21 protein-coding genes are annotated in these 19,925 nt (G+C 74.8%); 10 read left to right on the top strand and 11 right to left on the bottom strand.

Annotated features, from left to right (window positions below):
• Nucleotides 1-209 precede the first annotated feature (209 nt).
• Entirely contained in the window at nucleotides 210-1,205 is a 996-nt protein-coding gene (locus ACK8HX_RS08435) for an SDR family NAD(P)-dependent oxidoreductase (protein ID WP_411940236.1), read from the top strand.
• Here ACK8HX_RS08435 and ACK8HX_RS08430 read toward each other — a convergent pair.
• From ACK8HX_RS08430 to ACK8HX_RS08415, 4 genes are read right to left on the bottom strand one after another with little or no spacing between them, the layout of a single operon-like run.
• The gene (locus ACK8HX_RS08430; protein ID WP_411940235.1) at nucleotides 1,202-1,432 is read right to left on the bottom strand and encodes a hypothetical protein; all 231 of its coding nucleotides are present in this window, start codon (nucleotides 1,430-1,432) and stop codon (nucleotides 1,202-1,204) included. The genes ACK8HX_RS08435 and ACK8HX_RS08430 overlap by 4 nt on opposite strands.
• Nucleotides 1,429-2,175, bottom strand: a complete 747-nt coding sequence (locus ACK8HX_RS08425; RefSeq protein ID WP_411940234.1) for a GAF and ANTAR domain-containing protein — start codon at nucleotides 2,173-2,175, stop codon at nucleotides 1,429-1,431. The genes ACK8HX_RS08430 and ACK8HX_RS08425 overlap by 4 nt, the downstream gene beginning before the upstream one ends.
• Entirely contained in the window at nucleotides 2,172-2,873 is a 702-nt protein-coding gene (locus tag ACK8HX_RS08420) for an alpha/beta fold hydrolase (protein ID WP_411940233.1), read from the bottom strand. The genes ACK8HX_RS08425 and ACK8HX_RS08420 overlap by 4 nt, the downstream gene beginning before the upstream one ends.
• A 35-nt stretch (nucleotides 2,874-2,908) precedes the next feature.
• The gene (locus ACK8HX_RS08415; RefSeq protein ID WP_411940232.1) at nucleotides 2,909-3,406 is read right to left on the bottom strand and encodes a hemerythrin domain-containing protein; all 498 of its coding nucleotides are present in this window, start codon (nucleotides 3,404-3,406) and stop codon (nucleotides 2,909-2,911) included.
• A 208-nt stretch (nucleotides 3,407-3,614) separates the two neighbouring features.
• Here ACK8HX_RS08415 and ACK8HX_RS08410 point away from each other — a divergent pair, with 208 nt between their 5' ends.
• Entirely contained in the window at nucleotides 3,615-4,331 is a 717-nt protein-coding gene (locus ACK8HX_RS08410; RefSeq protein ID WP_411940231.1) for an ANTAR domain-containing protein, read from the top strand.
• A 42-nt stretch (nucleotides 4,332-4,373) separates the two neighbouring features.
• Here the strand turns inward: ACK8HX_RS08410 and ACK8HX_RS08405 are convergent, their stop codons facing one another.
• The 3 genes from ACK8HX_RS08405 to ACK8HX_RS08395 form a co-directional block, all read right to left on the bottom strand.
• A complete protein-coding gene (locus ACK8HX_RS08405; protein ID WP_411940230.1) occupies nucleotides 4,374-5,084 on the bottom strand; it encodes a DUF6766 family protein in 711 nt (236 codons plus the stop codon).
• 81 nt (nucleotides 5,085-5,165) lie between these two features.
• Nucleotides 5,166-5,504, bottom strand: a complete 339-nt coding sequence (locus tag ACK8HX_RS08400; RefSeq protein WP_411940229.1) for a hypothetical protein — start codon at nucleotides 5,502-5,504, stop codon at nucleotides 5,166-5,168.
• Between the two features lie 80 nt (nucleotides 5,505-5,584).
• The gene (locus ACK8HX_RS08395) at nucleotides 5,585-6,367 is read right to left on the bottom strand and encodes a sigma-70 family RNA polymerase sigma factor (RefSeq protein WP_411940228.1); all 783 of its coding nucleotides are present in this window, start codon (nucleotides 6,365-6,367) and stop codon (nucleotides 5,585-5,587) included.
• Nucleotides 6,368-6,695: 328 nt separating this feature from the next.
• Here ACK8HX_RS08395 and ACK8HX_RS08390 point away from each other — a divergent pair, with 328 nt between their 5' ends.
• Nucleotides 6,696-7,307, top strand: a complete 612-nt coding sequence (locus tag ACK8HX_RS08390) for a DUF2231 domain-containing protein (protein ID WP_411940227.1) — start codon at nucleotides 6,696-6,698, stop codon at nucleotides 7,305-7,307.
• Entirely contained in the window at nucleotides 7,304-7,828 is a 525-nt protein-coding gene (locus ACK8HX_RS08385) for an SRPBCC family protein (RefSeq protein ID WP_411940226.1), read from the top strand. Before ACK8HX_RS08390 ends, ACK8HX_RS08385 begins: the two co-directional genes overlap by 4 nt.
• Before the next feature lie 170 nt (nucleotides 7,829-7,998).
• On the opposite strand, the gene ACK8HX_RS08380 is transcribed toward ACK8HX_RS08385, so the two are convergent.
• Together ACK8HX_RS08380 and ACK8HX_RS08375 are read right to left on the bottom strand one after the other, a co-directional pair.
• The gene (locus ACK8HX_RS08380) at nucleotides 7,999-9,678 is read right to left on the bottom strand and encodes a phytoene desaturase family protein (protein ID WP_411940225.1); all 1,680 of its coding nucleotides are present in this window, start codon (nucleotides 9,676-9,678) and stop codon (nucleotides 7,999-8,001) included.
• The gene (locus ACK8HX_RS08375) at nucleotides 9,675-10,088 is read right to left on the bottom strand and encodes a CBS domain-containing protein (RefSeq protein ID WP_411940224.1); all 414 of its coding nucleotides are present in this window, start codon (nucleotides 10,086-10,088) and stop codon (nucleotides 9,675-9,677) included. Before ACK8HX_RS08375 ends, ACK8HX_RS08380 begins: the two co-directional genes overlap by 4 nt.
• A 155-nt stretch (nucleotides 10,089-10,243) precedes the next feature.
• Here ACK8HX_RS08375 and ACK8HX_RS08370 point away from each other — a divergent pair, with 155 nt between their 5' ends.
• A complete protein-coding gene (locus tag ACK8HX_RS08370; RefSeq protein ID WP_411940223.1) occupies nucleotides 10,244-10,759 on the top strand; it encodes a CinA family protein in 516 nt (171 codons plus the stop codon).
• On the opposite strand, the gene ACK8HX_RS08365 is transcribed toward ACK8HX_RS08370, so the two are convergent.
• A complete protein-coding gene (locus tag ACK8HX_RS08365; RefSeq protein ID WP_411940222.1) occupies nucleotides 10,728-11,918 on the bottom strand; it encodes a zinc-dependent alcohol dehydrogenase in 1,191 nt (396 codons plus the stop codon). The two genes, ACK8HX_RS08370 and ACK8HX_RS08365, sit on opposite strands and share 32 nt — an antisense overlap.
• Before the next feature lie 139 nt (nucleotides 11,919-12,057).
• On the opposite strand from ACK8HX_RS08365, the gene ACK8HX_RS08360 reads away from it, so the two are divergent.
• The 4 genes from ACK8HX_RS08360 (at nucleotide 12,058) to ACK8HX_RS08345 (ending at nucleotide 15,403) form a co-directional block, all read left to right on the top strand.
• Nucleotides 12,058-12,888, top strand: a complete 831-nt coding sequence (locus tag ACK8HX_RS08360; protein WP_411940221.1) for a mechanosensitive ion channel family protein — start codon at nucleotides 12,058-12,060, stop codon at nucleotides 12,886-12,888.
• 198 nt (nucleotides 12,889-13,086) lie between these two features.
• Nucleotides 13,087-13,875 carry a GAF and ANTAR domain-containing protein gene (locus tag ACK8HX_RS08355; protein ID WP_411940220.1) on the top strand — a complete coding sequence of 263 codons (789 nt, stop codon included), beginning with the start codon at nucleotides 13,087-13,089 and terminating at the stop codon, nucleotides 13,873-13,875.
• 119 nt (nucleotides 13,876-13,994) lie between these two features.
• Nucleotides 13,995-14,735: a guanitoxin biosynthesis heme-dependent pre-guanitoxin N-hydroxylase GntA gene (gene gntA, locus ACK8HX_RS08350; protein WP_411940219.1), complete on the top strand. Its 741-nt coding sequence runs from the start codon at nucleotides 13,995-13,997 to the stop codon at nucleotides 14,733-14,735.
• On the top strand, nucleotides 14,732-15,403 hold the full coding sequence (locus tag ACK8HX_RS08345) for a DUF1989 domain-containing protein (RefSeq protein ID WP_411940218.1): 672 nt from the start codon (nucleotides 14,732-14,734) through the stop codon (nucleotides 15,401-15,403). Before gntA ends, ACK8HX_RS08345 begins: the two co-directional genes overlap by 4 nt.
• On the opposite strand, the gene ACK8HX_RS08340 is transcribed toward ACK8HX_RS08345, so the two are convergent.
• On the bottom strand, nucleotides 15,400-18,051 hold the full coding sequence (locus tag ACK8HX_RS08340) for an ATP-binding protein (RefSeq protein ID WP_411940217.1): 2,652 nt from the start codon (nucleotides 18,049-18,051) through the stop codon (nucleotides 15,400-15,402). The genes ACK8HX_RS08345 and ACK8HX_RS08340 overlap by 4 nt on opposite strands.
• Nucleotides 18,052-18,187: 136 nt before the next feature.
• Here ACK8HX_RS08340 and ACK8HX_RS08335 point away from each other — a divergent pair, with 136 nt between their 5' ends.
• On the top strand, nucleotides 18,188-19,909 hold the full coding sequence (locus tag ACK8HX_RS08335) for an NAD(P)/FAD-dependent oxidoreductase (RefSeq protein ID WP_411940216.1): 1,722 nt from the start codon (nucleotides 18,188-18,190) through the stop codon (nucleotides 19,907-19,909).
• The last annotated feature ends 16 nt before the right edge of the window (nucleotides 19,910-19,925 follow it).

The raw sequence follows: 19,925 nt of genomic DNA, 5'->3' as shown, positions 1-19,925 counted from the left end.
GCGGGACCCGGACCAGCGAGAACGCGTAGCGCCGCCACCGGTGGGTAGCAGACCGGAGCCGGGTGGGTCAGACAGCCGGCCCACCCGGCACCCCGGCCTGCACGGGCCGGGTTGTCGAGGGTTGGTCAGACACGCCCGGCTGGGTACGGGGACCGGGAACGCCTCCGGGACGGCACCCGGCGCCGCTCCCCCGACGAGAGGACCGAACCGTGTCACCGACGAGCCCCTCCGGGGCCGCTGCCCTGCCCGCCGACCCGTCCGCGGGCGCACCCGGCGAGCAGCCACGGGTCGTCCTCGTCACGGGGGCCTCCAGCGGCATCGGGCGCGCCACCGCACACGCCTACGCAGGTCGCCGCGCGCACCTCGTCCTCCTCGCGCGGCGCCGCGACGTCCTCGAGCGGGTGGCGCAGGAGTGCATCGCCCGGGGGGCGGCCTCGTGCACGGTCGAGCCGGCCGACGTCACCGAGCGGGCGGCCGTCGAGGCGGCCGTGGACCGGACGCTCGAGGAACACGGCCGGCTCGACGTGTGCGTGCACGCCGCCGCCGTCATCACCTTCGGCACCTTCCTCGAGGTACCCGCCGACGTCTTCGACCGTGTCGTCGAGGTCAACGTCCTCGGCACCGCCAACGTCGCCCGCGCCGTCCTGCCGTCCATGCGCGAACGGGACGACGGGGTGCTCGTCGTCGTGGGGTCGGTGCTCGGGCGGATCAGCGTGCCCCAGCTCGTCACGTACTGCACCGGGAAGTGGGCGGTCCGGGGCCTGACCCGGATGATCTCGCAGGCGATGGCCGACCGGCCGGGGGTGCGCGTGGTCGGTGTCGCACCCGGAGCAACGAACACCCCGGTGTACGCCGTCGCGGGCAACTACTCGGGCACCGCCGCCCGGCCCCCCGTTCCCGTCGACCAGCCCGAGAAGGTCGCGGCGGCCGTCCTCCGGGCGGCCGATCGCCGCCGGCGGGGGGAGGAGTCCGTCGGGCTGGCCAACGCGCTGATGACCCTCGGGCACGAGCTGCTCCCACCGGTCTTCGACCGCCTCGTCGGGCCCCTGATGTCACGCCTCGCGCTCGCGGGTGGTCCGCTCCCCCCGACGAGCGGCAACGTCGTCGAGCCCGCGGAGCACGACGCGGTCCGGGGACCGTGGAGCGGTGGTGGGCTGCTCGGCCTGGACCGGAGACGGCGCCACCCCTCCGCGGACGGCGACTAGGGCACGGCCCCGCCCCGGGCGGCCACCGGCGCTGCCGACACCTGCGTTCGCACCGCCTCGGCCACCTCGCCGGCGTGGAGCTCGGGGAGCCAGTGCCCGGCCCCGGTGTCGTGGGCCACCAGGCGCGTGCCGCCGTGGTCGACGAGGAGCGGGCGGCTCGCGGTCCCCTCGGTCCGGGCGCCCGCGCCCTCGTCGGCACCGCGCGGCGCGCGCCGCGCCGCGCTCATCTGCCCCGGGCGGGCGGCTCGGGCAGGTCCCCGGTGAACTCGACGTGCTCGGCGACGGCTCGCAGCTTGAGGTTGAGGTCCATGCTCGTGCGGCGGAGCACGGCGAAGGCGTCGTCGCGGGAGAGCCGGTGGGTCGCCATGAGGATGCCGACCGCGCCGCTGATGACGCGGCTGCTCTCGAGGGCGGTCGTCAGGTTGCTCACGTCCTCGCGGCGCAGCTCGGCCTCGATCACGAGCGCCGCGAACGGGACCAGGAGCGATCCGGCGGCGACGTCCTCGTCGGAGAACGCGTCGAGCTCGCTCGAGTAGAAGTTGAGCCCGGCGTGGTCCTCCCCGCCCAGCGGCAGCCGGAGGCACAGCATCGACCGGATGCCGGTCTCCTCCACGCAGCGCGGGCCGTACGTCGGGTAGCGCCCGTCGTGCTCCAGGTCCGGAGCGGTGACGACCGGTGGTCCGGTCGCGGCGTCGAGGCAGGGGCCGTCCCGCAGGGCGAACTGCAGCTGGTCGAGGGAGTCGGGTACCTCGTCCGTGGCGGCGGCCGACTTCGGCGCCCGGCCGGCCCGCAGCAGGGTCACACCGACGTGCTGGGCGTGAGGGACGGCGAGCAGGGCCACCTCGACCACCCCGTCCGGGGAGATGGGCCGGTCGTCCTTGGTCATCCTCGCGGCGATGGCGCGCAGCTGCTCGTCCAGCCGGGCGGTCGCCTCGACGGTCGCCTCGGCCTCGTTCGACTGATCTGTCATGGGTGTGCACCTCGTTTGCGCCTCTGCCCCGGATCGCCGCCGTCAAACCCTCTGACCGTCACGGCCACGCGTCTCCGCATCTCCTCGACCACCGTAGCAACGGCGGCGGGGTGTGTGAGCGGCACCATGTGACCGGCTCCGGGCACCGTGGTCACCGACCCGTCGACGCACGTTGCCGCGAGGTGCCGGCACCACGCCGCGTCGGCGATACGGTCGTGCCCGCCCCGGACGACGGCCATGGGGACGCCTCCCACCGCAAGCGCGCGGTCGAGGCGGTGGTGCCGGATGCGGTCCATCCCCCGGGCCATGGTCCACAGGCCGGTGCGGAGGTACTGGGGACCCACCAAGGGGATCTCCCAGAGGTGCTCGTGGACGGCCGTCAGGCTCCACCGACCCACGATGGCCGGCCACGACGCGATCCACCGTGCCGTCGTCGGGCCGACGAGGACGACGCCCACCACCCGGTCGTCCCGGCGCGCCTCCCCAACGACCTGGCAGGACGCCGAGTGGCCCACGAGGACGAGCGGGCCCGATGGTGGGAGTTGCTCGACGAGCCGCACGGCGAGCGCCTCCGGGCGCAGGTCGTCGAGGGTGCTCGCCGCCCGGCCCATCGTCGGCAGGGTGACCGCCGTGCTCGGGCCGTCGAGGTAGGGCCAGACCCGGCTCCAGGAGCGCGCGTCGAGACCCAGGCCGGGCACGACGACGACCGTCGCCGCGCCCGGGCCGGTCGCGCTCAGCTCGTCAGCGCGTCGACGGTCTTCTTCACGGCACCGGGCTGCTCCGGGCGGCGGGGTGCCCGCTCCTTGGCCTCGGCGAGCTCGGCGCCGATCTCCTGGAGGGTGGTGCGACCGAGTGCCTCGCGCACCTTCGGGAACCACTCCTGCTCCTCCTCCTCGATGTGGTGCGTGACGTTCTCGATGAGGACGGTGGCCTTGGCCTCGAAGCGCTCGTCGTCGCGGTCCATCGCGTCCAGCTCCATGACGAGGACGTCGGCGACGTGGTGCTCCTCGTAGGACTCCAGGACGTCCTCTTCGAGGTCGGGGACGAGCGCACGGACGCGGGGGTACATGACCTCGTTCTCGATGTAGGTGTGCACGGTCAGGAGCTCGATGACCTTGCGGACGATCTGCTCCTTGCGTGCCGGGGTCGTCGAGGACTTCTGGAACTCGCGGAACAGCGCCCGGACCTCCTTGTGGTCCGCCTTGAGCATGACGATGGCGTCCTGGGACATGGAACCTCCTGTGGGCTGGCGACCTGGAACGACGCCGTGGTACCCGGTCACGCCCCCCGGAAACGACACGTGCGCTCGATGACGACCCGACAGCCGGAGGCTGACCCCACGCGGCATGCGGACCACGTCAGGACGCGTGCGCCGCGTCCGACGGGGTACGGGATCTGCGTGACCCGGTTGCCGCTCCTCCGTCGCACGCCCCGTCGCCGTGCATGACCTCCCACTGCTCCTCACCGAGCTGGCCCGCAGGATCGCCGAGGACGACCGGGGCGAGCCGTTCGCCAGGCGCCTGTGCCGCGCGGCCGCAGACCTCCTCGGCTGCGAGGGCGGAGCGCTCACGCTCGGCCACGGGGCCGACGCCCGGATGACGCTGGCGGTGACCGACTCCGTGGCCGAGGCCCTCGAGTCCGCGCAGGAGGTCGTCCAGCAGGGCCCGGGGACCGACGCCTTCACCTCCTCCCGCTACCAGCGGCTGGTCGTCGGACCGGACGGCGGCCGCGACGCGCGGTGGCCCCTGCTCGACCTCCGCCACCTCATCGAGGACCGGCCCGTCGTCATCCACGCCGTTCCGGTGCGGCAGCGCGCGAGCACGGTCGGTGTCCTCACCCTGTGGGAACGAGAGCGACCGACCGCCCTGGACCCCGAGTCGGCCGAGCTCGTCGCCGGGATCCTCGCCGCCGCCCTGTCCGAACGGCTGGAGCAGGAGGACGGCGCGCTCGTCGAGTCGTGGGCCGAACGCGCCGAGATCCACCAGGCGGCGGGCTTCGTCGTCGCGCAGCTGGGCCTCCCGGTGGACGACGCCCTGGCGCTGTTGCGTGCGCAGGCCTACGTGCGAGGGACGACGATGACGCAGACGGCGCGGGACGTCATCCAGCGACGCCTGACCTTCCGCGAGGAGCCGGAGGACGGCATCCAGGCGACGTGAACGAGCGCCCCGCTGCGGGGCACGCGGCCGAGGGCCCGGGCGTCAGTCGCTCGAGCTCGTCGCGTCGTGCGGCGCCCCGACCTCCTTGCTCTCCGGCGAGCCGCGCTCGCGCAGGTAGATGGCGAAGACCGCCATGGTGCCGATGGCGAGCAGCTCGGACTGCCAGTTCTGGAACGTCCGGTTCCAGAACTCGGGAGAGCCCAGGTACTCGAGCGGCCCCAGCGGGTCGAGTCGGTCGCGGAGCCGGTCCTCGTTGTGGGCCACCCGGCCGGCGACCAGCTGGGCGGTCCACGACAGGAGGAAGAGAACGCCCATGACGGTCACGAGGGAGTGCGAGTACAGGCTGGTGCGCCAGCCGCCGACCCTCGCCCACCGGGGGCTGTCCGGCCGCGCGTGATCGCCGACGAGCTGCTGCTCGTCGCTCTCACGACCCTCGTCGCCGGGCTTCTTCGACTCCGAGGAGCCGCGTTGGACGAGCCAGACCGTCGCGAAGATGTAGAGCGTGAACTGGAGGAACTCGGACTGCCAGTTCTCGGCGACGTCGACCGCGAAGGAGGACGAGGTGACGTAGCGCCAGAAGCCGATCTCCTGCAGGCCCTCGGCGCGCGCCAGCTGGTCGTGGAAGCGACTGCCGGACCAGGCCTGCCCGACGAGCGCGAGGAGCAGCAGCAGCGCGAAGGCGAGCGAGAGCCCGTTGTCGCGGAGGAAGCCGGCCCGCGGGACGAACCGCGCCGGGCCCGACGAGCCGCTCATCGCAGCATCAGCCCCATCGCGAGGCAGAAGCCGAGCCCGAGGGCGATGACCGCGGCGTACGCCACGAAGACGACCCTCATCTCAGCCTCCGTCCACGTCGCAGTCGTAGGGGTCCGCCAGGTGCTCCGACCCGCGCTCGCAGCCGGCCGCCACGACCCTCCACCCGTCGTCGAACAGCGAGAGGAAGAGGGTGTCCTCCGCGAACCGGGCCTGGGCGGAGTGCCCTGCGACCGTGACCTCCAGGCGCTCGCCGGGATCCTCCACGCCCGAGGCGGACAGGGCCTGCGCACAGCCCGACCCGGCCTCCTCCTCGAGCTTCTCGAGGGTGGGTGGGGCGAGGAGTGCGCACGCCGCCGCCGGGTCGTCGCGCAGGTCGGACGCGAAGGCGTCCGCGGCCTCGGCGGCGGCGGTCCGCTCCACGTCGGCACAACCCGCGAGGCACACAACGGCCATGGCGAGCGCGAGTACGGCTGCCGGAGAGCGGGATCGGCCGACGATCATCACGAGGCTTCCGGGAGCACCTGAGGACGCAGACGGGCCAGGAGCCCGCTGAGGAGTCGGGACACCTGCATCTGGCTGACACCGAGGTGCTCGCCGATCTCCCGCTGGGTCAGCTCCTCGACGAACCGCAGGTGCAGCAGCCGGTTCTCGCGCTCGGTGAGGTCAGCGAGGGCCCCGGCGAGCGCGAGGTGCGTGTCGACCCGGGCGCTGTGGTCGCCCTCGGCAGGCACGTGGTCGCCGAGGGTGCCGCCGCCCGTGGCGGGGTGGTCGAGCGAGCTGCAGCGGTACGCGGCCGACGAGGCGCGGAGCTCGTGGACCTGGTCGGTGGTGACGTCGAGGGCCTCGGCCAGCTCGTCGGCCGTCGGCTCGCGCCCGAGCTCCTGGCACAGCTGCTCCTGGACGGCACCCGCCTCGAGGCGCAGCTCCTGCAGGCGGCGGGGCGGGCGAACCGACCACGTGTGGTCGCGGAAGTACCGCTTGAGCTCACCGGCGATGGAGGGCACCGCGAACGCGAGGAAGCCGGAGCCGACCTCCGGGTCGTAGCGCGAGCACGCCGAGACGAGCGCCGCGCGCGCGACCTGCTCGAGGTCGTCGACGTCCACGCCGCGGTCGCGGTAGCGGTGCGCGATCGAGTCGGCCACCCCGATGCAGGACAGCACGAGCTCGTCGCGCAGCCGGAGCTGCTCGTCGGGGCAGTCGGCAGACACGAGGCGGTCGACGAGGAGGTGGACCTCGACCTCGTGGTCGTGATGGTCGGTGACGGTGCTGTGGACAGGGGTCATCGCTCGTTCCTTCGGGAAGAGGACGGCGCCACTGTCGGACCACGTCGTCCTTCGACCGTACGCGGACCCCACCGCAGATGGTGGCCAAGGGACACAGCGATTCGAGCCGCAGGTCCCGGGCCGGCGCATGCGGTCAGTCCTCCCGACCGCTGGCCACCCGGTTCGGCCTCGACCTCGGCGACCCTGTGCCGCCCACTCCCGGTGCGGTGCTCGAGCCGCTGCCCGAGGAGGACGCGGTCGTGGGCCCGCCGGTGCGCGCCCGGTGGCGCAGCGTCCTGCGCGGTGGGCCCGGTCGTTTCGGGCACCGGGCCAGGGGTACCGACCGGACATGACCTCGACGCCTGACGTCCTCCCCCGATCGCCCGGCGCCGTGCAGGCGCCCCTCCCGACCCGGTTCGCCCTGGCCGTGGAGCGGTGGCCCGCTGCCGACCGTCTGGCCGCGGCCCTGCAGCCCCTGGCGACGCCGTTCGGTCCGGGGCACGTGGGCGACCTCCTGCGCGACAGGGTCCTCGGGCACGCCCTGCACCCGGCTCTCACCGACCTCCCGCTGGCGGCGTGGACCGCGGCGGCCGTCCTCGACGTCCGTCGCCGGCGGGAGGAGCGCCCGGCCGCCACCGCGTTCGAGGGGCTGGGCGTCCTCGCCACCGTGCCGACGGCGCTCACCGGCCTCGCCGAGTGGACCCGCACCGACGGCGCCGAGCGCCGCGTCGGCGCGACCCATGCCGTCGCCAACACCGCGGCCCTCGCCCTGCACGTGCTCTCCTGGGCCGCCCGGCGGTCGGGGCGCCACCACCTCGGCGTCGCGACGGCGACGGCGGCCAACGGCGTCGTCGGCCTCTCGGCGCTCCTCGGTGGCCACCTCACGACGGTGCGGAAGGTCGGCAGCGCCGGCGTGGCCGACGCCGACGGGACCGACGTCTCGACCGGGGGTCCGGCATGAGCGCCGACCAGCCGGGGACGGTGGCCGACGGCCCGCTCGGGCGCGACCCCATCCTCGAGCGCCCCGAGCGCACCCGGCTCGTCGAGGCCGGGCCCGAGGCCGTGTGGCGGGTGCTCGCCGACGGGTGGCAGTACGCGACGTGGGTCGTCGGCGCCTCCCGGGTCCGCGCCGTCGACGCCGACTGGCCCTCCCCCGGCTCGCGCATCCACCACAGCGTCGGCCTCTGGCCCCTGCTCCTCTCCGACGTCACCGAGGTCGAGGCCTGCGAACCGGGGCGCTCACTGCTCCTGCGGGCCAAGGGCCGCCCCCTCGGTGAGGCCCGCGTCCTCATCGAGCTCACCCCGCAAGGGGACGGGTGCCTCGTCGGCATCCGCGAGGACGCCTCTGGCGGTCCCGGCCGGTTCGTGCCCGTGTGGCTGCGGCAGGCCGCGATCCTGCCCCGCAACGACGAGGCGCTCAAGCGGCTCGCGCTGCTCGCCGAGCGGCGCGACGGGTCAGGGTCACCGACCGCCGACCGCTGAGGTCCGACTGTCGGCCGGACGTCTGGGGGGCGGCCCTTTCGGGAACGAGTCGAGGGCAGCTGGCCATCCTTCGTGTTCCGGACTCGGCCTGTGGGTGCAGAACGCGCGATATGGCGCGCGTTCTGCACCCCTGTGGCCCACAGGCCCACAAGGTGCTCAGGTCGGCAGGGTCAGCCCGGGCCGAGGAGGCGGCGCCATGCCGTCCGGCCGAGCGCGCGGCGCACCGAACCCGTGGGACCAGCCTCCGCGAGCGCCGACCGGGCGGCGTTCCACCCGCACGCCCCGTGCACCCCGCCCCCCGGGTGCGCCGACGCGGACGCGAGGTACAGCCCGTCGACCGGGGTCGCCGGCCGGCCGAGCCCACCGACGGGCCGGAGGAAGAACTGGTGGTGCAGCGAGGACGACCCGCCGTTGATGGCGCCGAGGTCGAGGTTGGCGTCGGCGGCCTGGAGGTCCAGCGGCGTCTGCACGAGGCGGGCCCCGACCCGGTCGCGGAACCCGGGGGCGACGTCCTCCACGGCCGACTCGAGCGCCTCGACCTGGGCGTGCACCGCGTTCTCGTCGGTGGCAAGGGCCCGCGGGAGGTGGGTGTAGGCCCAGGCCGTCTCCGTGCCCGGCGGGGTGCGCGTCGGGTCCGCGACACCCATCTGCCCGAGGACGACGAACGGCCGTTCCGGCCGCTTCCCGGTCGACAGGGCCGCCGACGCCGTGACGAACCCGTCGACGTCGACCCCGAGGTGCACCGTCCCCGCTCGACGGGCGCCCTCCGCCGACCAGGGCACCGGGCCGTCGAGCGCCCAGCTGACCTTGACGGTCGACGGGTCCCACTCGAAGCGGCTGATCCGGTCCCGCAACCGCGGGTGCACGGCTGCCGGGGGCAGGAGGCGCTCGTAGAGCGCAGGTGCCGACACGTCGGCGAGGACGGCGCGGGCCGCCAGCACCCGCCGCCCGTCGGCCAGCCGCACGCCGGTGGCGCGGCCGCCGGCGACGTCGATGCCGACCACCTCGGCACCGGTCTCGAGCCGGGCCCCTCCGGCGCGGGCCCGGTCGACCAGTGCGTGGGCGAGCCGCCCCGCCCCGCCCTCCGGCACCGGGTACCCGACGTCCTGCCCCAGCATCGTGAGCAGCCAGCCGTAGAGTCCGCTGCCCGCCGCGTCCGGGGGGACGTCGGCGTGGACCGCGTTGCCCGCGAGCAGCAGGGCCGCCTCCCGGCCGCGGAACTCCTCCGCAGCCAGGCGGCGCACGGGGGTCGTCAGCTGGCGAAGGAGGTCGACCGCGTCGGCGGTCCCGAGCCGGTGCAGGAGCCGGGCCGTCGGACGCACCGGCGGGAAGGTCGTGAAGAGCAGGTCGAGCAGCGGGTCGCGGATCCGGTCCCAGCGCGCGACCATCCGCAGCCAGGCGTCGCCGTCGCCCGGCGCGTCGTCGTCGAGCCGGGCAGCGGTGTCGGCCGCCTCCGCGTGGAGGACGGCGCAGGTGCCGTCGACGAGCGGGTGGGCGAGGACGTCGGGCGAGCGGCGCCAGACGAGCCCGTGGGCGTCGAGGCCGAGGTCGCGGATCACCGGGCTCGCGGCCGCCAAGGGGTAGAAGGCACTGAAGAGGTCGGTGACGACACCCGGCCCGAGGACCTCGCTGCTGCGGACCGCTCCGCCGGGCTCGTCGGCGGCCTCGAGGACGACGACGTCCCAGCCGGCGTCGGCCAGGGCGTTCGCGGCGACCAGCCCGTTGGGCCCCGACCCGATGACGACCGCGTCGCACCGCTCGGTCGGGCCCCCGCCCGCAGGTGTGCGGTCCTGCAGGCGGGGGCCCGGTCCGTGGGCCGGCCCGGGGGCCGGTCGCGGTGGTGCGCTCACTCGGAGATCCGCTGGACGACCTCCCCGGTGTCCGCGTCAGCGGAGGCGCGGGCCACGTCAGCCTGGCTGATGATGCCGACGACCCGGTCGCCGTCGATGACGGGCAGCCGGCGCACCTGGTGGTCGGCCATGACGGCGCGAGCCTCCTCGAGGGAGTCGTCGGCACCGATCGTCACCGCCTCGCCCTGGGCGACCTCCTTGACGGCGACCGACGAGGGGTCGCGTCCCTCGGCGACGGCGCGGACCACGATGTCGCGGTCGGTGACGACGCCGACGAGGCGCTGGTCGGCGGAGCAGATCGGCAGTGAGCCGACGTCGAGGTCGGCCATGCGGCGGGCTGCGTCGGCGAGGGTGTCGTCCTCGCCGACCATCTCGACCTCGGTGGTCATGACGTCTCGTGCGGTGGTCATCGGAAGTCCTCTCCTCGGTCGTGGGGTCGTGCTCGGGTCAAGGCCACTACCCGGCAGGTGGCCGACCATGCGCGGCCCGTGCCGTCGTTCGGCGGTGGCGTGACGGGGGGCCCTTCGCACGGTTCGTCCCAGCGGGCCCCGGGTACGTGCCCGGCATGAGCACGACGCCGACGCCCCACGAACCCGCAGGCGACGCGGAGGCCGTCGCCCGGCTGGCGCTGTCCGCCGGATGGACGGTCGGGGCCGCCGAGTCCCTGACGAGCGGGGCGGTGTCCTCGGTGCTGGGCGCCGCGCCCCACGCCTCCGACTGGTACCGGGGCGCCGTCGTCGCCTACTCCAAGGAGGTCAAGTTCCACCTGCTCGGGGTCCGCCGGGGCCCGGTGGTGACGAGCACGGCCGCGGTGTCGATGGCCCGCGGCGCCCGGCGCGAGCTCGGCGCCGACATCGCCGTGGCGACGACCGGCGCCGGCGGCCCCGACCCGGAGGACGGCCAGCCGCCCGGCACCGTCTGGCTCGCCGTGGCGTGGCCGGGCGGGGTCGACGCCGAGGAGCTGCACGTCGAGGGCGACCCGGAGCAGGTGGTCACCGCGGCGACCGCCCGGGCCGTCGCCCTCCTCCGCGAGGTCCTCGAGGACCCGGTCAGAGCCCGTGGGGCCTCAGGACGACCTTGACCATGCCGTCCTCCTTCTTCTGGAACGTCGCGTAGGCCTCGGGGGCCTCGTCGAGCGTCAGCCGGTGCGTGGCGAAGCCCTCGACGCCGAGTGGGTCCTCGTCGGTGAGGAGCGGGAGGATGTCGGGCACCCACCGCTTGACGTTGGCCTGGCCCATCCGCAGCTGCACCTGCTTGTCGAACAGCGTGAGCATCGGGAACGGGTCCGTCGCACCGCCGTACACGCCACTGACCGAGACGGTGCCACCACGGCGGACCGCGTCGAAGGCGGTCGTGAGCGCGGCGAGCCGGTCGCTGCCGAAGCTCTTCATCATCCGCTTCGAGAGCGCCGACGGCAGAACCTTGGTCACGGCGTGGGTGGCCGCCGCGACCGGCGACCCGTGCGCCTCCATGCCGACGGCGTCGACGACGCCGTCCGCGCCACGACCACGGGTGCGCTCGCGGACGGCGTCGCCGACGTCGTCGACCTGCCGCAGGTCGATGGTGTCGACGCCGCGCGAGGCGGCGCGTTCGAGGCGCTCGTCGACGAGGTCGACGCCGATGACGTGCTGGACCCCGCGCTGGCGCGCGACGCGGCACGCCATGTCCCCGATCGGCCCGAGGCCGAGGACGAGCAGGGTGTCGTCGGGCGACGGGTCGGCGTAGGCGACCGCCTGCCATGCGGTGGGCAGCACGTCGGACAGGTAGACGAACCGCTCGTCCGGCGGTCCCTCGGGGACCTTGATGTGGGTGTAGTTCGCCTGGGGCACCCGCAGGTACTCGGCCTGTCCTCCGGGCACGCGCCCGTAGAGCTCGGTGTAGCCGAACAGCGCTGCGCCCGTTCCCTGTTCGGTGACCTGGGTCGTCTCGCACTGCGACTGGAGGCCGCGCTCGCACATCCAGCAGTGGCCGCAGGAGATGTTGAACGGGATGACGACGCGGTCGCCCGGACGGATCTCGGTGACCTCGGCACCGACCTCCTCGACGATCCCCATTGGCTCGTGACCCAGCACGTCGCCTGCGTGCATGAACGGACCGAGCACCTCGTACAGGTGCAGGTCGGACCCGCAGATGTTCGTGCTCGTGACCCTGATGACGGCGTCGGTCGGTTCCTGGATGCGGGGGTCGGGCACGTCCTCGACCCGCACGTCCCTGACTCCCTGCCACGTGACTGCTCGCACTGGAGACCTCCTCGGTCGTCGCGGACCGGACCCCTACCCGGCATCGGCCCGCCGACACCGCTGGACGTGCGATGCATCGTCCGGCGCCCGGTGGGTAGGTCTCGTGGGCAACAACGTCCCCTACGTACGGAGTCATCACATGGACATCGGTGACAGCTTCCAGCGCACGACCGACGGGATCATGGGCTTCCTGCCCAACCTGCTCGGGTTCCTGCTCATCCTCCTCGTCGGCTGGATCGTGGCGAAGGTCGTCGCGGCGGTGGTGCGCAAGGGCCTGGAGAAGGCCGGTGTGGACCGCCACCTCCACGAGTCGCGCGCGCACGACTACGTCGAGCGGTTCCTGCCGGGCGCGAGCCCGAGCAACGGCATCAGCCGGGTCGTCTTCTGGCTCGTCTTCGTGTTCTTCCTGTTCTCGGCGATCGGCGCCCTGGGCATCCCCGCGGTGACCGGCTTCATGAACGCCGTCCTCGCCTACCTGCCCAACGTCATCGTCGCCATCGTCATCTTCGTCGTGGCGGCACTGGTCTCCGGCGCGGTGGCGGCCGGGATCAGCCGGGTCATGGGTGACACGCCCACCGGCAAGGTGGCGGCCAGCGTCGTGCCCGCCCTCGTCATGGTCATCGCCTTCTTCATGATCCTCGAGCAGCTGCAGATCGCCCCGGAGATCGTGCGGATCGCGTTCGCGGCCACCATGGGTGCGCTCGCCCTGGGCCTCGCGCTCGCGTTCGGGCTGGGCGGCCGCGGGGTGGCCCAGAAGCTGCTCGAGGACGCGTACAGCGCGGGCCGCGAGCGGGCCGACGACGTCAAGGACGACCTCCGCACGGGCCGGGCCCGGGCCGAGGCCGACGCGCGTCGGGCCGACGCCCAGGTGAACGCCGGCGCGACCGCCGGCTCGGCCACGACGGCCACCGCGACGACCGACGGGACGGCGCCGTACCCGACGCACGGGGCCCGCACCGGCGACCTCTGACCGCGCGACCCCGGCCCCCGCTCCCACCGTGGAGCGGGGGCCGGACCGCTGTCCGGGCGGCCGGACGGCGACACGAGGCACCGTCCGTGGGCCGGTTTCGTCACGACGCGGGTCGCCCTACTAGATTTGCCCGCACGGGGTGCGAGCGTCCTACACCGGTGCGCATCCCCCCGGAATGGTCATCCGGAGCTCTCGCACGTGAACGACTCGACAATCCCGGCCGACGTCCCCGACCACGGGCTCGGCCGGCAGTTCTCCGACCTCGCCCATCGCCTCGTGCGCGACGGCGAGGTGCTCGACCCCGACCTCGTGGTCGAGATGGTGGTCCGCGCTGTGCCCTCGGCCGACGCCTGCGGCCTCACCCTGCTCAGGCCCGACCGCGCCCCGCTCACCGTGGCGGCCACGGGCGAGCTGCCGCTGCTCGTCGACCGCCTGCAGCAGCAGGCCCAGGAGGGGCCGCTCGTCGACGCCCACCCCGACCGGGGGGCCGTCGTCGTCGGCGACCTGCTGTCCCACGGGCGCTGGCCGCGCTTCTCCCTCGAGTGCGTGGAGGCCACCGGCGTCCGCAGCATCCTCACGCTCCGCCTCGCGCTCGCCGGCAGCGACCAGGCCGCGCTCTCGCTCTACGGCTGCACCCCGGGCTCCTTCGACGACGGGCACGTCACGACGGCGTCGATGATGGCGCCCTTCGCCGCGCTGGCCGTGGAGTCCAGGCTGCGCGTCCAGGACGTCGGCAACCTCACGGCGGCGCTGGAGACCAGCCGCCAGATCGGCACGGCCGTGGGGATCGTCATGGCGAGCCACCGGGTGACCGGTGACGAGGCGTTCGCGCTGCTGCGCCGCGCCAGCATGGACCTCAACCGCAAGCTCCACGACGTCGCCCAGGAGGTCGAGCTCACCGGGTGGGTCCCGGGGTACGAGCCCGACTCCGGCGGGACGGACGGGTCCCAGGTCATCGACGAGGGCCCCGTGCCGCTGCCCGACTGACCGGACCCCCTCGGGCCGTGGCTGCGGGACGGCCGTGTGCGCCCGGCCCGGCCGGGGTAGGAGCCCCCTCGACCTCGTCGACGGACGGGGGTCCCGCCCACGAGGGAGCAGACCCGCACATGACCGAACCGCTCGACCGGGTCCTCGCGACCCGGGCCGCCGAGGGCCTCGACACCGCGCACCGCGACGTCGTCGTCGCCGCCGTGGAGGAGATGGTCGCCCACCCCGAGTACCCCTGCCTGGGGGCGCGGTCGGTCTTCCGGCGCGACGCCGTGACGAGCGTCGTGCTGGACGACCTCACCGACGGGTCGGCCGGCGGCTCGCTCGACCGGCTCGGCGACGCGCTGCGGTCCTACGTCGACGACGTCGACACGGAGGGCGACCTCGTCTCGTTCCTCGCCTGCTTCCGCGGCCCCGAGGTGATGACGGAGCGCGAGTTCGAGCAGGCGCTGTGGGGTGCTCTCCAGCACCTCCACGACCGCGACGACCGGCCGTGGGCGGAGGGCGTCGCGGCCGACCCCGGGAACCCGCACTTCGCGTTCAGCCTCGGGGGCACGCCCTTCTTCGTCGTCGGGCTGCACCCCGGCGCCTCGCGGGTCGCCCGCCGGGCACCCGTGCCCACGCTCGTGTTCAACCTCCACGAGCAGTTCGAGCGGCTGCGTGCCGACGGCCGGTTCGACCGCCTGCGCGACGCGATCCGCCGCCGCGACACCGAGCTGCAGGGGCGGCCCAACCCCATGGCCGTCGACCACGGGGTGACCTCGGAGGCGCGGCAGTACAGCGGCCGGGCGGTCCCCTCGGACTGGTCGCCGCCGTTCCACCCGGACCCGCAGCGCCACGACGTCGAGGAGGAGCAGTGAACCCCGCCCGCCGCCGCCACCCCCGCGCCGCCATCGCACCGCCCTACGCGGGGGACGCGGCCGGTCCCGCCGACGGCTGGACGCGGGTCCCCCCGCAGTCGGGGACCGCGGTCGTCCTCGCCCCCGGCGACCGGCTCACCCTGCTCGACCCGTGCGGCGAGCAGGTGAGCGACCTCTACCTCGTCTCGGCCGACGACCCCGCCGAGGTGTTCTCCTCCGGCCGCACCACCGACTTCGGCAACACGGTCTACGTCTCCACCGGGTCGGCCCTGTGGAGCAACCGGAGCCGGGTCCTCGCCGAGGTGGTCGAGGACTCGGTCGGGACCCACGACCTCACTCTCACCCCGTGCAGCCAGGCGACGTTCGACGTCCTCTACCCCGAGCTCGAGGGCGCCGCCCACCCGTCGTGCTTCGCGAACCTCGTCGCCGCACTCGCCCCCCACGGTGTCGACCCCGACCGGATCGGGGTGACGCTCAACGTGTTCATGGACGTCTGGACCGATGCCGAGGGCGAGCTCCACATCGACCCGCCACCGAGCCGCCCCGGCGACCGGTTCACCGTCGAGGCTCGCGTACCGGTCGTCGCCGGGGTGACGGCGTGCTCCGCCGAGAAGTCCAACAACGGCGAGTGCACGCCCATCGACCTGCGGGTCGACCGCAGCTCCTAACCGCTCCCGTCGAGCGCTCCCAGGGCGAGGGCCGCCGCGACGTCGAGCTCGCTCCCCTCCTCGACGAGCCGCTCCAGCGCGTCGCCGACCGCGGCACGGCTGCCCGCGAGGCGCTCGTCGAGGAAGGCGCGGTCCGGCTCCGCGAGGGTCAGGTGGGCACGCAGCCGCTGCTGCCCGGCCGCCGCGGCGAGCACCACGGCCCGCTCGTGCCGGCCCTGCTGGGACGCGGCCACGGCGAGCAGCTCGACGACGCCGAGCGTCAGGTCGGGGTCGCCGTGCTCCTGGACCGAGGCGGCGACGTCCCGGAGCAGGGCGACGGCCTCGGCGGTCCGCCCGGCGACGAGGAGGGCGGCCGACCTGTTGCTCCGGTCGGCGGCGACGCCCCAGCCGTCCTGGAGCCGGACGTCGATCTCCTCGGCCCGGCGGAGCAGGTCGATCGCGGCGTCGGCGTTGCCGGTGTCGATCTCCAGCAGCGCGAGGTTGGTGAGGGCGGTGGCCTCGCGCGGGAGGTTGCCGAGTGACTGCGCGACGGCCGCGCTCTCGCGGAGCAGCACCCTCGCCCGGTCCGGGTCCCCGAGGCCACGGTGGGTGACGCCGAGGCTGTTGAGGGCGACCGCCTCCTGGGTGCGGTCGCCCGCACGGCGGGCGAGGACGAGGGACTTGGCCAGGACGTCGCGCGCCCGCGCGAGGTCGCCGTGCTGGAGCAGGAGCAGGCCGAAGGACTGCAGCAGCCGCGCCAGCTCCGGACCCTGGCCGGCGGCGGCCGCACCACTCGCGAGCTCGAGCCACCGCCGCCGCTCGTCGTCGAAGCCCGTGGCGTACCAGTACCACCCGAGCGCGGTGCAGAGCCGGACGCCGAGGACGGAGCGTTCTCTCTGCGCCTCCCCCGAGGCCGCTCCTCCCTCGTCCGCGACGCCGCCCGCCGACCCGAGGGCGAAGTCGAGGGCGGCCCTGAGGTTGTCCGCCTCGACGTCGAGGACCCGCCGGGCGTCGGCTGCGCCCGGGCCCTTGAGCCTCGGGGCCGTGCGCTCGGCGAGGGCGGCGTAGTACACGGCGTGGCGGTGCCGCAGCACCTCGCGCTGGTCGTCCGCGGCCAGCAGCCGACCCGCCACGGCCCGGACCGGCTGGAGGGCGCGGACCCGTCGCCCGGCAGGGTCGTCCTCGACCCGCACGAGGGCGGCATCGAGCAGGCCGGCCACGAGGGCGAGGACCGAGCCCTCCCCGAGGACGTCCGCGAGCGCCTCGAAGGACCCACCTGAGGTCCCGAAGACCGACAGCGCCCGGAAGGCCCGCTGCCCCTTGGCGTCGACCATGCCGTAGCTCCACTCCACCGTGGCGGCGAGGGAGCGGTGGCGGTCGGGGCGACCGCCGGAGGGCAGGCCCAGTGCCTCGTCGAGGTGCTCGACGAGCTGCCTCGGGGGCAGCAGGCGCACCTGGGCGGCCGCCAGCTCGATGGCGAGCGGGAGCCCCTCGACGCGCCGGCACACCGCCACGACGTCCGCGACGTTGTCCTCGGTCAGGGCGAACGCGGGGTCCGAGAGGGTCGCGTGCTGGACGAACATCCGCACCGCGTCGGTCCCGCCCGCCCCGAGGACGGTGACCTTCGCCCCTGGTGGCGGGAGCCGCATCGGCTGGACCGGGTACACCTGCTCGCCGGCGGCGTGCAGGGGCCTGCGGCTCGTGACGAGGAGGCGCACGTCCCGGGTGCCCTCGAGGAGGCGGGCGGCGATGGGCGCCCCGCAGCCCGGGAGCTGCTCGGGGGTGTCGAGGAGGAGCAGGGCACGCTGGGCGCGCAGGTGGTCCACGAGGTCCGCCTCGTCGTCGCCGGGGCGGCCGAGCGCGGCACCCAGGGCGGCCCAGGCGGCACCCGGGTCGACGATCGCGGCCAGGTCGACGAAGTGGACCCCGTCCGGGTACCGCTCGGAGACGTGTCGCGCGACGGCGAGGGCGAGCCTGGTCTTGCCCGTCCCCCCGGGACCGGTGAGCGTGACGAGCCGCGGCCCGCCCTCGTCGAGCAGTCCCGAGAGCGTCGCGAGGTCGCCCTCGCGCCCGACGAACGGCGTCGGGGGCGTCGGCAGCCCTCCCGGTGCGCCGAGGCTGCGGAGCGGGGGGAAGGACGCCGTGAGTCCGTCAACCGTCAGCTGCCACAGGCGCTGCGGCTCGGGGATGTCCTTGAGCCGGTGCACCCCGAGCCCCTCGAGAGCGGTCCCGCTCGGGAGCCGCCCGGCGAGCCGGTCGACCGTGTCCGCGCTGAGGACGATCTGCCCCCCGTGCCCCGTCGCCGAGATGCGTGCGGCCAGGTGGACGTCGAAGCCGGCGAGGTTGTCCTCGAACTCCTCCGGGTGACCGGTGTGCAGGCCCATCCGCACGCGCAGCCGCACGCTCTCGGGCCACGCGTGCGCCTCCAGCCCCCGCTGCCCCTCGACGGCCGCGGCGACCGCGTCCTCCGCCGCCTCGAAGACGACGAAGAAGCTGTCGCCCTCCGTCCCCAGCTCGCGGCCGCTCCTGTCGCGGAACGCGGTCCGCAGGATGTGGCGGTGCGCGGCGAGGACGTCGGAGAACCGGGGACCGAGCCGGTTCAGCAACCGGGTGGATCCCTCGATGTCGGTGAAGAGCATCGTCAGCTCGGGCGACCGGTCCACCCTCACGTCGCCATCCTCCGGCTCCGCGGCCCTCCCCGACAATGCCCCGACCGGGCACTCCTTCGCCCATGGTGGCGGCCGCGTCACGGCCCTACGCTCGACAGTGCCGCGTCCGGCGGCCACACGAGCGCCTGGAGGGCCCATGGCAGCGCAGACCACCGGTCCCCACGCCCCGGTGATCCTCGTGTGCTCCGGGCCGGACGACCGGCGCGCCGCGGTCGTCGCGCAGCTCGAGGAGCGCTACGCCGCGCACTACGCCGTGCTCGCCGCGGCGACCGCCGACGAGGCGAGCGCGCTGCTGGAGTCGGTGGCGGCGTCGGGCCGGACCGTGGCCGTCCTCCTCGCCGACGACGCCGGTGCCGTTGACGGTGGGCGGACCGTGTTCCAGGTGGCCTCCGCACTCTTCCCGGACGTGCGCCGCGGGCTGCTGGTCGAGTGGGGCGCGTGGGGCGACCGCGCCACCGCCGACCAGGTCCTGGCGCTCATGGCTCAGGGGCAGGTCGACTACTACGTCATCCGGCCGTGGCACTCCCCCGACGAGTACTTCCACCGCACCGTCACCGAGTTCCTCGTCGAGTGGGACCGCTCCATCGGCCTGCGCCCGCGGGAGGTGTCCGTCGTCGGCGACGCCGAGGGCGTGCGGGCGCACGACGTGCGGCGGCTGCTGGCCCACAGCGGCGTCCCCCACCGGTTCCTCGACGCCGCAGGGCCCGAGGGCCGGGCCCTCCTGGATGCCGCGGGGGTGCCCGCGGGCTCCGAGGCGGTCGTCCTCCTGCACGACGGCCGCGTCCTCGTCGACCCGGGGGACGCGGAGCTCGCAGCGGCCTACGGCCTCGCCGTCGACGTCGACGACGGGGCCCGGTTCGACGTCGTGGTCGTCGGGGCCGGCCCCGGGGGCCTGGCCGCGGCGGTGTACGCCTCCTCCGAGGGCCTGCGCACGCTCGTCGTCGAGCGGGCGTCGATCGGCGGGCAGGCGGGGTCCAGCTCGCTGATCCGCAACTACCTCGGCTTCGCCCGCGGCGTCTCCGGTGCCGAGCTCGCCCAGCGGGCGTACCAGCAGGCCTGGGTGTTCGGCTGCCAGTTCGCGCACGTGACGGCGGCGACCTCGCTGGGCACGGACGAGCACGGGTTCGTCGTCGGGCTCGGTCCCGACCGGCGGGTGCTGGCCGGAGCCGTCGTCCTCGCCACCGGCGTCTCCTACCGCCGCCTCGACGTCCCCTCCCTCGAGGCGCTCGAGTCCCGGGGGGTCTTCCACGGCGCCTCCGCCTTCGACGCCCAGGGCCTCGCGGGCGGCGTCGTCCACGTCGTCGGCGGGGGCAACTCCGCCGGGCAGGCGGCCCTGCACCTCGCCCGGTACGCGCGGCGGGTCACCCTCCTCGTCCGTGGGGCCTCGCTCGCCGACAGCATGTCGCGCTACCTCATCGACACGCTCGCGGCTGCCGGCGTCGCGGTGCGGTTCCGGTCGGCCGTCGTCGGCGGAGGTGGGGACGGGCACCTGGACCACCTCGACGTCAAGGACCTTGACAGCGGTGCGGAGACCACCGAGCCGAGCGACGCCCTCTTCGTCCTCATCGGCGCGCGGCCGCGCACCGAGTGGCTCCCGGCAGCGGTGCTGCGCGACCCGTGGGGGTACGTGTTGACCGGCGCGGACGTCCTCGAGGAGGGTGGGCGGCGGGCCTGGCCGCGCGACGACACCCCCGGCCCGCTCGAGACGGCTCTCCCGGGCGTGTTCGCCGTGGGCGACGTCCGCCGCGGGTCCGTCAAGCGCGTCGCCTCCGCCGTCGGCGAGGGCTCGGTCGTGGTGTCCTCGGTCCACCGCCGCCTCGCCGAGGCCGCGTCGGACCCGCGCCGCGGCACGGCCTGACCCCCGCGCCGGACGT

Source organism: Oryzobacter faecalis, assembly GCF_046764005.1.
GTDB lineage: Bacteria > Actinomycetota > Actinomycetes > Actinomycetales > Dermatophilaceae > Oryzobacter > Oryzobacter faecalis.
Note: the sequence above shows the minus strand (reverse complement) of the source record. Positions and strands in the feature narration are given on the sequence as shown.